A 13,084-nucleotide genomic window follows, 5' to 3' on the forward strand; every position below is an offset into this window, starting at 1 on the left:
TAAGGGGTTAATAATGGAATTACTATTTGATTTAACGTTTAATGTATTAGGTAGTATTATATTTGGTTGGTTTATAGTACTTTCAATGATTAAGATACAAGAAGGTTTGACTGGTGCTAAATTTGAAAAACATCATAAAAGGTATTTATACAAATGAGGAATTTTATTAAGTATAGCAATAGGATTAATTTTTTATTTTATTGGATAGTAGTATGAAAATTCTTTTACAAACGCATGGAATAGATACATAATTTTTGGGGGGCGGAACAGAAGCTCTTCTTTTACTTTCTAAAAATATAGATGATTAGGACTAGGATTGTTAAAAAGGTGAAATTTTAATTGAAAAGAGATGATTAAAGTTAGAGTTGAATGAAAAAATTGATGGTGTTAATAGTCGTGAAGATTTAATCAGATTAATTTTCGACTTGAGAATGGATATACAAAATAATAGAGGAAAATGGGAGAATATAACACTCGAAAACTATTTAGAAGCTATGGAGGCTTGGGTAAATGATATGGATGGTTATTATTTGAATACAATTTAATCTATGCCGATACAACAAACCTGGAAAATAATTGCCGATATTCTATATGCTTCAAGTTTATATGAGTAATCAACAACTAACATTCCCTTTAGTTTAACAAAAAGAATTGTATATATTGTGAGTATTTGAATTCCTTATGACTGTCTACTTGACAGTCATATTTTAGTTCAAAAAAATACATTTTAGTTTATTAGTGCAATCTATAAAGAAATATTATTAAAAATTTTATCCTTTTTTAATAATTTGTTTAGATGGAGTTTTCATTTAAGGATTAACATAGATTTCAGACGAACTAAGGTCTAACTAATGAGCAAGATTGGAGGAAAATTTCCCAGGAATAAAACGATATTTTCATGTTGATTTGTAGTGGATAAGGAGGTCGTTGAACTTTTGTTGAAGTTTTACCAAATCATGAAAATGTTACCCCTTTACAGCATACACGTGAAAAAGGTTTTAAAGAAATCGAAGAGATTTAGATATAAGCAGGTGCTAAATAAGGAAAGTTTTTGAATAAATGGAGATTATATAAAAAACAATTCATCGAAAATTTGAGGAGACGATTAAAAATGAATAATAAAACAAAAACAATTTCATCCATATTACTCGGATTAACTTTAGTAGTAACAGGATGCAATACAGCTGCTAACGCACAAGAAGAGCATAATAAACAAAAGCAAGAAAGAGTTTACAAAGCACCTAAAAAAGTTAAGAATAAATTAACAAAAGGTCAGGTAATGGCTAATATTTTAAGTAGTACAAACTGGCAAGGTACAAGAGTGTATGATAAAAATCATCATGACTTAACAAAAGAAAACGCAAATTATATTGGTCTTGCTAAATATGAAGCAAAATCGGGTAGATACGAATTTTTTGATGCAAAAACAGGTCAAAGTCGTGGCGATAAAGGAACATTTTTTATTACAAATGATGGTAAAAAACGAATTTTAATTTCTGAATCAATGAATTACCAAGCTGTAGTCGATATGACAAAACTTAATAAAAACGTATTTACTTATAAAAGAATGGGTAAAGATGCAAACGGTAACGATGTAGAAGTTTACGTAGAACATATTCCTTATAAAGAAAAAGAACTTTCTTTTACAGATCCTGATAAAAAATTGGATTCTAAAACTGGCGAGATTGTAAAAAAAGTTGATGGCGATAAAATTTTAGGTAGAACACTTTGGAATGGTACAAAAGTACTGGATGAACATGGGAATGACGTAACGAAATATAATACGAATTTTATTAGTCTTGCAAAATTTGATGGAATCACTAATAAATATGAGTTTTTCAATCTTGAAACTGGTAAAAGCCGTGGTGACTATGGCTATTTCGATATTGCCCACGAAAATAAAATTAGAGCACATGTTTCAATCGGAGCAAATAAGTATGGTGCTGTTCTTGAATTGACTGAGCTTAATAATAATAAATTTACTTATAAAAGAACAGGTAAAGACAAAGATGGTAAAGATATAACTATATTTGTTGAGCATGAACCTTATAAAGGTGATTTTAAACCAATGTTTAGTTTTTAATAAACAAAAAGGAGTGGAGAAATCCATTCTTTTTTATTTGAATAAGAAAATTTCAATAAATAATAATTAAACTGAACACATCCGTGCGTTTAAATATTAATTTATTTTATAAAATGGTGGATTTAGTTTATCATTTTAATCGTTTTGTTGTTGTTTTTTCAGAATTCCCCCAATACAACTAATATTAATTTCTTGATTTCATAAGGTTTATAACTGTTGTTAACCAAAAATTGGGAATTATCGCATTATTTTTAATACAAACGTAGTAAAAAAACCCCAATAGTAATTATATGAATTCCCTTGTTTAATTATAGTGTGGATGAAATTATGTTAATTAATTTATTTGTAACTTCTAATCTATTATTTGAAAAGGGGAATTAAAATGGAATACAATTCTACATACTACAATGGCAGCATACCAGAATATGAAATTCCAATAGAAATTGGGAAACAAAAAGACAATGCTGATATCTTTGATGAAGAAGAACCTAGAATAGACGATGAGATAAAACATCATTTTATAATTCGTTTATAATAGAGTATATATAAATTTCAAAAGCTTGTAGACATTGGGAATTAACCCGAGTTTACAAGCTTTTTTGATTATTCACTTACTCATTACAATAATCGTATTATTCGAACTAATCACAGAAAGAGCTCTCAATACATACAATAAATGGGCACAAATACAATACATCTTAAAAGGATGTGAGAAAGATTTATCCATTAACTAATTATAACTTAGTAAGTATGCGATCTGATTATTCAACCCCTCAATATCAAAGTGCTTTCCAATCACGAAATATGAATAGTAATTATACGATTAAAGCAACAGGAAAAGGTGAAGTATTTGTGAAGCCCGATCAGTCGTTTGTACTATTAGGATCAGTAGTAGAAGATATGAAAGTACAAAAGGCCCAGACAGAGAATGCAATCATTTCGAATAAAATAATAGAAGCACTAAAAGGGGTGGGAATTAAACAAGAAGAAATTGAAACGAATTCTTATACAATCGACCGAATTATTGATTACCAAGATTCACAGCAAATTTTTAAAGGATATCGAGTAGGTCATATGTTTAAAGTAATCGTGAAGGATCTTGCAAATGTTGGGAAAGTGATTGATGTTGCAGTTGAAAATGGAGCAAATGAGGTACGGAATCTTACATTTGAAGTATCAAATCCTGATCCATATTACGGAGAGGCACTACAAAAGGCTACTTTAAATGCAAAAATGAATGCAGAAAACATCGCAAAATCATTTGGTTTAACGATTAATAACATACCAATCTGGTTGGCTGAAGAAGGGATTCAAATCGTACGTCCGATGTCCTCTTTAACAATGACTGCGGCTGCATTCAGCGGTCCAACAACACCAATTCAAGAGGGACAAATAAAAATAACTGCTTCAGTACAGGCTTTGTTTAATTATGTAAGTTATTGAATAGTATAATAAATGGCAAGAATTTGTTTGGAAAAATTAACGTTAGATAAAATTGATCAAAACATTTACAAAAAAATGGAAAAATGCGATAATATAGAAAATTCCAAAGGAGGAAAGTAAGTTTATGATGCCAACTAATTGCTGATATTAATTTATTTAAAATTAATATGTTTTCCTAATGAGTACAAAATTGCCTAATGTGTAGGCTTATTTGTTATGATCTTATGGAAATAAGGCAAATTAGAAGGTAACTTACTTTACTGATAACGAAATGATGATTTATCTAATACTGGATATCTTTTAAAGTATTTCATCGGTTTTTTTGTTTAACTGATGAGAGGTATATAAGAATTGTATGCTTATATAGCTCTAGATAAATGATAAATTACTAAGTTTATTAGACTGTGAGAAGATACTTTCTTCTTATAGTCTTTTTTATTTTGGTTCGAAAATCTTAACAAATTTTAATATAAATGAGCCGTAATTAAATAATCAAATCGTATCTAAGTTCACTTCTTTACCTTGTCCATATAAGGCATAACGAAATTTATGGATGAAAGAAGGAAATTTTATGTTTGAATTAAAAATAAATGGTCTTAAAAAATATATGGAAGCAACTTTAGTGCTTAAAAATATTACATTTGAAGCATTTGAAGGTGATAAAATCGGTATTATTGGTATCAATGGAAGTGGCAAAAGCACCATTCTAAAGATAATAGCTGGTATTGTACCGATGCATTATTATCCGGGATATCCTCAAACTTCTAGTTATGGTTATGATGAAGGGTTAATTAATTTCGTACCAAAAGGACTCACCACTGCTTATTTAGAACAAATGCCAGATTATCCTAAAGGCATAAAAGTAATTGATGTTTTAAATATGGCGTTTGATGAAGTTATTCAATTAGAAAATCAAATGCGTGAGTTAGAAGAACAAATGAAAGACTTAGAAAATAATGCTCTAGAAAAAGTAATGAAAAAGTATAGTGATATAGTTCATTTATTTGAAGTAAAAGGCGGCTATGACCGGGAAGAAAAGTTAGGAAAGGTATGTACCGGTCTTAAATTTGAAGAAAGTTTATTAAAAAGAGATTTTTATTTATTAAGTGGTGGTGAAAAAACGACTGTATTACTTGGTAAACTTTTAATAAATAGCCCTGATATTTTATTGCTTGATGAACCTACGAATCATCTCGATATGGACTCAATAGAATGGCTAGAAGGCTTTCTAAGAAATTATAAAGGAATTGTACTGATTGTTTCCCATGACCGTTATTTTTTAGATCATGTCGTAACAAAAATTGTAGAAGTTGAAGAGATGGAATCAATTACGTATAAGGGCAACTATTCATCTTTTGTTGAGCAAAAAGAAAAAAACTTACAGCTCCAATTTGAACATTTTAAAGAACAACAAAAAAAAATAAATGCTATGGAAAATACCGTAACGAATTTAAGAGATTGGGCGATGCGTGCAGATAATAACAAATTTTTTAAAAGGGCTGCCAGTATACAAAAAAAACTTGATAAACTAAATAGAATTGAAAAACCAGTTTTTGAAAAAGAAAATATGAAATTAGATTTAAAGGGTTCCAAGAGATCAGGAAATGAAACAATTAAGGCAATTGGGCTATCTAAATCTTATGAAGATAAAGTAATCTTCAAAGATACGGATTTATTGATTAAATATGGGGAAAGAATCGGGCTTATTGGGCCTAATGGAAGTGGCAAAACTACATTCTTAAAGATGCTGTTAGGCGAAGAAAAACCAGATCATGGTGTAGTACAACTAGGTGCAAATGTGCTGAGGGCATATTTACCTCAAAAAATAAGCTTTAATAACGAAGAAATGACAGTAATAGAATGTTTTAGAAAGGATATCTCAATTACAGAAGGAAAAGCAAGGGAATACCTTTCTAAATTTATGTTTTATAAACAAAATGTTTTTAAAAAAGTTAAGTTCTTGTCAGGTGGAGAGAGAATTAGGCTAAAATTAGGAATGTTATTATACGAAGACATCAATTTGTTAATACTTGATGAACCTACAAATCATCTTGATATTGATTCAATTGAAACGCTTGAAGAAGCACTTAGTGATTTTAAAGGGACAATTTTCTTTATTTCGCATGACAGATACTTTATTAACAAAATGAGCCAAAGAGTAATCGCTGTTGAGGATTATGGTTTAAAAAGTTATCTTGGCAATTACGATGATTATAAAAGTATAAAAGAAAAAATTAGTTTAGAAGAAACAAAAGAACCTGTTGAAAAAATAGCCAATCGAAAAAAAGTTATAAATAAATATGATAACAACCAAGAAGCAATCAAAGCTAAGGCTCTAAAAAAAATAGAACGATTTGAAAAGGAAATAAATGAGATTGATTTAGCAATGAATATTGAGGAAGATTATAATAAGCTAAATAATTTATATTGTAGGAAAATAAAATTAAGTAAAGACTTAGAAACTGCAATGGAGTTTTGGTTAGGGTTGTAAGTTCAGCAAAATTTTCAATTTCTTCCACTGAAAAATCAGAAATATATAAAATTAACAATAGGATTGTTAATTTGAAAATATAGAGATATAATAAATCCGAATGATATGGAAACATAATAATGTATTTGTTATGAATCTATTAAATTCATTTAACTTAATTGGATTGGTATTTTAGTAAATTTTTTGCTAATTAACTATTCCACCAAGAAGACAGAAAGCCTTAATGGGCTAATTGTCTTCCTGGTGGAATTTTTTTTTCAAAAAGTTGAGAAGGGAATGAAATAGTGAGGAATTAGATCAATCAAAAGTTAGTTTACCTAAACTTCATCCAAGGAATTTGTAAATAGGTTGATAAAAAATGTGCAAGTATAATAGGAAAGTAATTATAAATTATAAATTGAGGCGATTAAGTAATGTCGAAAAAAATACATGAATTTAATGATATGATGAGAAAACTTCGGAAAGATTTGTTTGGAAAGGGTCCGGAGAGGATTCATACAGTGTTCGTAGAAAACATGGCCGTATCAACTTTATATGGTAATTTGACTCCAACTGAAAAATTTATTTCCGGAACAATGAATGGAGCCGAAATGGTTCATACTGCACGAACAAAAATGATTCAAGAATTGTACTTAAATAACGCACCAGAAGGTTTAGAAGAACTTGTGGGAGCTAAATTAGTCCATTTATTTTCAGATATGAAGGTAGAAGAAAATATTGCTATTTCAGTTTTTGTATTTGATCGAAATATTATATAGAAGAAGCAGTACGATTAAATGATATTGTTTATCATTTATTTTACTAGAATTAAAAAAGAAACTTTTTATTGGGGACAAAATTGGAGGAGACTAATGCTTGGAACGGGTTGGTTTAAAAAACGAAAATTTCTGATTAAGCTTTATCAAACTGTGTTAAATATTTCATTACTTTTACTGAGCTTGATACTTACTTATTTTCTCTTTAGAGAACTTTATTATATTTTTACCGATTTGTTATTAGGAAATAAAAATGTTCATCAGATTTTTGGCAAAGTTTTAATTTTTTTCTTATATTTTGGATTCATTTCAATTATTGTTCAATATTTTAAAGAAAACTATCATTTTCCAATTCGCTATCTTCTTTATATTGGGATTACGGCTACTATTCGTTTTATTATTGTAAACAATGGAGAATCGACCCATAATTTTTGGTTAGCAATTATCATTTTAGTCCTTACAATTAGTTATATCATTTTACCTTTTGGAGAAGCGAGAAATGGCTGAAAATACCGGATATAGAGGCAAAAAAAGTTGAGGTATTACTTAATTAAAAAACTTTTATTTGAATAATGAATCTCTATTGAATATTAACCCAACCTTATGGTTGAGTTAATGGAATTATACTTAGATGACAGGATTAATTTTAATAAATCAACTTGAACAAACTGAACTGCAACTCGAACTAGAACACGAAGAGTGAGAACTACTAGAACATGAAGAATGTGATGAACTAGAGCATGAAGAGTGTGAGTTATGATGATGACTATCACTCTTGCTTGAACAATCATTTGAACTTTCATTTAATGCAAAAAAAGTATTTGTAGCTAAAAATGTTGAATTAATATGCCCATCATCTGATTTTTTGCTTGAAGATGAACGATTAGCTGAATTTTGGTAAGATTTTTGTGATTGGTGTTTAGTATTTGCTTCTTCATTTTCTTTTTCTACTAAATTTTTTTGAATTCTAGCAAACTCGTTTAAAAAATTATTTTTAGTTTGTGAGTTTAAATGTGAAACGAAACTTTTTGTTTGAATTGTTTTGCTCGATAAATATTCTTGAACTTTAGTATTTTTATCATTAACAACTAAATTTCCTAAGACATAGGTATTTACAGATGTCGTTTCAAACAAAGTATTATATAACAAATTGTAAACAGCTCTAGTATCGCTTCTATCTGTTATAGTTACATCTTCTTTAAGAATATTTGGTTCATGGTGGATCATTTCACCACAAAAAGCCTCGCAGAAGTTATGGTAACTTTTCGTAAATAAAATCATTTCGTGCCAGATTTTATCAACTTCTTGACTATACATTGGAACGTTTTCAAAGATTGCTGTCATTAAGAAAAAGCGCTTTAATTCCCTTTCAATGAAGGAATACTTTTCATTGCTCCAACCTTCTTTTTCTATAACTCTTTCTTTAACATTAGCTAGGAAATCCATTTCCCATGCTTTTTCTAGTCTAGAAACGAACGATAAATTAGCAAAGTTGGAATTTACCTTTAAGTCTTTTGTAATAAACTGATTATAAAGATCATTATAGTATGCATTATCATTTTTTAAATTCTTTTTAAAAATTCTTCCGAAAATTTTTTTCATATAAACCTCCTTTTATTTATTTTTAATACAATTATATAATTAAAAAATTTACAAAAGAAGAAAATTGTTAAGATTAGGAAATAGTTGAATTCTGGATTAACATATCTATAATTCTAGAAGAGAGACCAATAGGTTGACGGATATATCATTAATAGTATGTTAATTCCTTATTAACTTCGCATTTATTTCAACTAACTGCGAAGTTTTTTGATATGTAAAAATATGGTACAATATATTTATATTTAGATTTATTAAAGGCTAAATCTCAAGCGGAAATAGTTCTAAAACGAGGTATTTATAAATTGTTTGGAGGGTTTAAAGATGACACAAGAACAAGTTATACCGTTTATATCAGGGCAAAGGATTACTCCATTTCTTACGTTTAAGGGTAATGCGGAGGAAGCAATGAATTATTATGTTCGTACTTTTCCGAATTCTAAACTCGTTTCTCTTCGAAGATTTACGGAAGGTGATCGAGGTGTAGAAGGGAAAATCATGAATGGCATCATTGAAATTTTAGGACAGACTTTTATGGTTTTAGATATGGATGAAGAATCTTGTCCTGATTTTACTTGGGCTGTTTCTTTTTACTTAGAATGCAAAGACGATGCGGAGTTTGATTTAATTTTTGGTGGCTTGAAAAGTGATGGGCAAGTACTTATGGGGCCAGTAGAGATGAATGATTTTAGTAAGGTAACCTGGGTTACTGATTGTTTTGGTGTTACTTGGCAGCTAGTGTTAAGAAAAAAATCTTAAACAAACGGCGATTATCCCTTTTTCTGTTATTAATTGATGACAAATGGACAAGTTTTCTTAAATAATAATTTATTGATAAGTATTTTGAATATTTCAACAAGTTTTAATAAAAAAATATTTTTTAAAAATAATAATCTGAATATATTGAAGTTTACTAATTGTTGGCATATAATGTAATCAGATACTAGTTTATTAGAGAAAGTAAGTAAGAGGTATTAGCGAAATGGCAGAGCAAAATCAACGAATTGGTCGAACAGCTATGATGCTTGCTTTGACTGATCAAGAAGATGAATTAATGAAAAATGAAAACGTTGTATGGTGTGTAGGTAAAGTCGGTACAATGGATGCTCAAAAAGTTGTTGCTGCGATTGAAACCGCTGCCAAACAAAATGGTGTAATAAATGGAGCTCTATATAGAGAAGTTCATTCATTATATCATGCAACACTTGAAGCAATTCAAGGCGTAACAAGAGGTCACGTTCAATTAGGTGATGTTCTTAGAACAGTAGGACTTAGATTTGCTGTTGTTAGAGGAAAGCCATATAAAAACGTGAACGAGGGTGACTGGATAGCAGTTGCACTATACGGAACAATTGGTGCTCCTATTAAAGGATCGGAGCATGAATCAGCAGGACTTGGCATTAATCACATATAATCGCCCATAGTTTATTAGATGATAGGGGGCTATGATTCGTAAGTTTATATTTACGTCTCATAGCCTCCTTCTGTGTTTTTTTTTGACAAAATTCGGAGGTGTTTTTTAATGGTAACTTTAACTGGTAATAGCTTAACAATGGAACAAATGAAAAGTATTTTATTCGATAAGGTATATGTAAAAGCAAGTGAAGATAGCTTAGTAGCGGTAAAAGCATGTAGAGAAAAGGTTGAAGAAATCGTAAATAACGGCAAAGTTGTTTATGGTATTACAACAGGTTTCGGAAAATTTAGTGATGTTTTAATTGAAAAAGAAAATGTTTCAACTCTTCAATATAACTTAATTGCTTCACATGCATGTGGAGTTGGTGAACCGTTCCCTGAATTAGTTTCAAGAGCAATGTTAGTTCTTCGTGCAAATACAATGCTAAAAGGTCATTCTGGAGTTCGTTTAGTAGTAGTTGAAAAATTACTTTCACTAATTAATGCACATATCCACCCAGTTATCCCGTCTCAAGGATCATTAGGCGCAAGCGGAGATTTAGCTCCTTTATCTCACTTAGCACTAGTTTTACTTGGTGAAGGTGAAGTTTTCTATAAAGGAAAACGTATGGAAACAGCAGAAGCTTTAGCAAAAGAAGGAATTTTACCAATCACTCTAGAAGCAAAAGAAGGTTTAGCTTTAATTAATGGTACTCAAGCAATGACAGCGATGGGTATTCTTACTTACCTTGAAGGTGAAGAGTTAGCATATCAAAGTGAATTAATTTCTTCTATTACATTTGAAGCATTAAATGGTATTACAGATGTTTTTGATGAAAGAATTCATATTGCACGTGGATATAAAGAACAAATTGAAGTAGCAGAACGTTACCGCAATATTTTAGCAACAAGCCAATTAACAACTAGACAAGGTGAAATCCGCGTTCAAGACGCTTATACATTGAGATGTATCCCTCAAGTTCATGGGGCAAGTTGGCAAGTTCTGAACTATGCAAAAGAGAAATTAGAAATCGAAATGAATGCAGCTACTGATAATCCATTATTATTTGGTGATGATGTATTCTCTGGTGGTAATTTCCATGGTCAACCAATTGCGTTTGCAATGGACTTCTTTAAATTAGGTGTTGCTGAGTTAGCGAATATTTCAGAAAGACGTATTGAACGTTTAGTGAACCCGCAATTAAATGATTTACCACCATTTTTAAGTCCAGAACCAGGATTACAATCTGGTGCAATGATTATGCAATACGTGGCAGCTGCTTTAGTTTCTGAAAATAAAACATTAGCTCATCCAGCAAGTGTTGACTCAATTCCTTCTTCAGCAAACCAAGAAGACCATGTAAGTATGGGTACAATCGGAGCACGTCATGCGTATCAAATTCTACAAAACGCTAGAAGAGTTTTAGCAATCGAATGTATTTGTGCAATGCAAGGTGTTGAATATAAAGGAATCGAAAAAATGTCTGAAACAACTAGAAAGTTTATGGAAGATGCTCGTAAAACTGTTCCATCAATTACAAGAGATCGCGTATTCTCAAAAGACATTGAAAAATTAACAACTTATTTAAAAGAAAATTTCTTAGCAAGAAACTATACAAAACAAACACAAATATAAGAAGAGGTGGAATTAAAATGGAAATCACAAAAGGATCTTTAAAAGCGCCAAGAGGTACTGAATTAAACACGAAAGGTTGGATTCAAGAAGCAGCACTTCGTATGTTATTAAATAACTTAGACGAAGAAGTAGCAGAAAGACCAGAAGATTTAGTTGTATACGGTGGAATCGGTAAAGCTGCACGAAACTGGGAAAGCTTTGATGCAATTATTGAATCATTAAAGAAATTAGAGAGCGATGAAACTTTATTAGTTCAATCAGGTAAACCAGTAGCAGTATTTAAGTCTCACGAAGATGCACCACGTGTATTATTAGCAAATTCAAACTTAGTTCCAAAATGGGCAACTTGGGAACACTTCCGTGAATTAGATGAAAAAGGCTTAATGATGTACGGTCAAATGACTGCTGGTAGCTGGATTTACATCGGTACTCAAGGGATTTTACAAGGTACTTATGAAACATTTGGTGAAGCTGCTAAACAACATTTCGGTGGAAGCTTAAAAGGTACAATTACAATTACTGCTGGTCTTGGCGGTATGGGTGGGGCACAACCACTTGCTGTAACAATGAATGGTGGAGTTGTAATCGGTATTGATGTGGATGAAACTAGAATTCAACGTCGTATTGACACTAGATATTGTGACGTATTAACTCACGATTTAGAGGAAGCATTACAACTTGCTACTGAAGCTAAAAATGAAGGAAGAGCTTTAGCAATCGGTTTAGTAGGAAATGCTGCTGAAATTTTACCTCAATTAGTTGAACGTAATTTTGTACCAGATTTAATTACTGACCAAACTTCAGCACATGATCCATTAAATGGTTATTTACCAATCGGAATGACAATGGAAGAAGGAAAGAAACTTCGTGTAGAAAATCCAGATGAAGTAATTAAACGTGCAAAACATAGTATGGCAGTTCATGTTGAAGCAATTTTAGCGATGCAACAACGTGGTGCGATTGCATTTGATTACGGTAATAACATTCGTCAAGTTGCATTAGATGAAGGCGTTAAAAATGCATTTGATTTCCCAGGTTTCGTACCTGCATTTATTCGTCCATTATTCTGTGAGGGTAAAGGTCCTTTCCGTTGGGTAGCACTTTCTGGTGATCCAGAAGATATTTACAAAACAGACGAAGTCATTTTACGTGAATTTGCTGACAACGAGCATTTATGTAATTGGATCCGTATGGCTCGTGAAAAGGTAGCATTCCAAGGTTTACCATCACGTATTTGTTGGTTAGGCTACGGTGAGCGTGCTAAATTCGGTAAAATCATTAACGAAATGGTTAAAAATGGCGAATTAAAAGCGCCAATCGTAATCGGTCGTGACCACTTAGATTGTGGATCAGTAGCATCTCCAAATCGTGAAACAGAAAGCATGAAAGATGGTAGTGACGCAGTAGCTGACTGGCCAATCCTAAATGCACTTATTAATGGTGTAAATGGTGCAAGTTGGGTAAGTGTACACCACGGCGGTGGAGTAGGTATGGGATACTCTTTACATGCTGGTATGGTAATTGTAGCTGACGGAACAGATGCAGCTGCAAAACGTATTGAAAGAGTATTAACTTCAGATCCTGGTATGGGTGTAGTTCGTCACGTTGATGCAGGTTATGATTTAGCTGTTGAAACTGCGAAAGCAAAAGGCGTAAACATCCCAATGATGAAGTAGGTGTTA

At 31.1% G+C, this 13,084-nt stretch carries 13 protein-coding genes; 12 read left to right on the top strand and 1 reads right to left on the bottom strand.

The features are described from left to right. Nucleotides 1–13 precede the first annotated feature (13 nt). From B6K90_RS23610 to B6K90_RS05540, 8 genes are all read left to right on the top strand, one after another. Nucleotides 14–157 carry a hypothetical protein gene (locus B6K90_RS23610; protein WP_167555285.1) on the top strand — a complete coding sequence of 48 codons (144 nt, stop codon included), beginning with the start codon at nt 14–16 and terminating at the stop codon, nt 155–157. Between the two features lie 208 nt (nt 158–365). Continuing rightward, nucleotides 366–545: a DUF7660 family protein gene (locus B6K90_RS24635; protein ID WP_088011735.1), complete on the top strand. Its 180-nt coding sequence runs from the start codon at nt 366–368 to the stop codon at nt 543–545. Nucleotides 546–1,111: 566 nt separating this feature from the next. Then, entirely contained in the window at nt 1,112–2,083 is a 972-nt protein-coding gene (locus tag B6K90_RS05520; RefSeq protein WP_088011736.1) for a DUF4822 domain-containing protein, read from the top strand. A 382-nt stretch (nt 2,084–2,465) separates the two neighbouring features. Continuing rightward, the gene (locus tag B6K90_RS23615; protein WP_167555286.1) at nt 2,466–2,618 is read left to right on the top strand and encodes a hypothetical protein; all 153 of its coding nucleotides are present in this window, start codon (nt 2,466–2,468) and stop codon (nt 2,616–2,618) included. A gap of 173 nt (nt 2,619–2,791) precedes the next feature. Further along, the gene (locus B6K90_RS05525; protein ID WP_139840683.1) at nt 2,792–3,526 is read left to right on the top strand and encodes an SIMPL domain-containing protein; all 735 of its coding nucleotides are present in this window, start codon (nt 2,792–2,794) and stop codon (nt 3,524–3,526) included. A 571-nt stretch (nt 3,527–4,097) separates the two neighbouring features. Next, on the top strand, nt 4,098–6,017 hold the full coding sequence (gene abc-f, locus B6K90_RS05530) for a ribosomal protection-like ABC-F family protein (protein WP_088011738.1): 1,920 nt from the start codon (nt 4,098–4,100) through the stop codon (nt 6,015–6,017). Nucleotides 6,018–6,430: 413 nt separating this feature from the next. Continuing rightward, on the top strand, nt 6,431–6,775 hold the full coding sequence (locus B6K90_RS05535) for a DUF2294 domain-containing protein (RefSeq protein WP_088011739.1): 345 nt from the start codon (nt 6,431–6,433) through the stop codon (nt 6,773–6,775). 93 nt (nt 6,776–6,868) lie between these two features. After that, on the top strand, nt 6,869–7,279 hold the full coding sequence (locus B6K90_RS05540; protein ID WP_088011740.1) for a phosphate-starvation-inducible protein PsiE: 411 nt from the start codon (nt 6,869–6,871) through the stop codon (nt 7,277–7,279). A 147-nt stretch (nt 7,280–7,426) separates the two neighbouring features. On the opposite strand, the gene B6K90_RS05545 is transcribed toward B6K90_RS05540, so the two are convergent. Then, nucleotides 7,427–8,374: a glycine-rich domain-containing protein gene (locus B6K90_RS05545; protein ID WP_088011741.1), complete on the bottom strand. Its 948-nt coding sequence runs from the start codon at nt 8,372–8,374 to the stop codon at nt 7,427–7,429. 321 nt (nt 8,375–8,695) lie between these two features. Between B6K90_RS05545 and B6K90_RS05550 the strand changes: the two genes are divergently transcribed. From B6K90_RS05550 to hutU, 4 genes are all read left to right on the top strand, one after another. Continuing rightward, nucleotides 8,696–9,130 carry a VOC family protein gene (locus B6K90_RS05550; RefSeq protein WP_212667548.1) on the top strand — a complete coding sequence of 145 codons (435 nt, stop codon included), beginning with the start codon at nt 8,696–8,698 and terminating at the stop codon, nt 9,128–9,130. A 223-nt stretch (nt 9,131–9,353) separates the two neighbouring features. After that, nucleotides 9,354–9,785 (top strand): hut operon transcriptional regulator HutP, encoded by a 432-nt coding sequence (hutP, locus tag B6K90_RS05555; RefSeq protein ID WP_088011742.1) that lies wholly within the window; start codon nt 9,354–9,356, stop codon nt 9,783–9,785. A 108-nt stretch (nt 9,786–9,893) separates the two neighbouring features. After that, nucleotides 9,894–11,402, top strand: a complete 1,509-nt coding sequence (hutH, locus tag B6K90_RS05560) for a histidine ammonia-lyase (RefSeq protein WP_088011743.1) — start codon at nt 9,894–9,896, stop codon at nt 11,400–11,402. Between the two features lie 17 nt (nt 11,403–11,419). Then, nucleotides 11,420–13,078 carry a urocanate hydratase gene (hutU, locus tag B6K90_RS05565; RefSeq protein ID WP_088011744.1) on the top strand — a complete coding sequence of 553 codons (1,659 nt, stop codon included), beginning with the start codon at nt 11,420–11,422 and terminating at the stop codon, nt 13,076–13,078. The last annotated feature ends 6 nt before the right edge of the window (nt 13,079–13,084 follow it).

Source organism: Gottfriedia acidiceleris (assembly GCF_002128425.1).
In the GTDB taxonomy this organism is placed as follows: Bacteria; Bacillota; Bacilli; order Bacillales; family Bacillaceae_G; genus Gottfriedia; species Gottfriedia acidiceleris.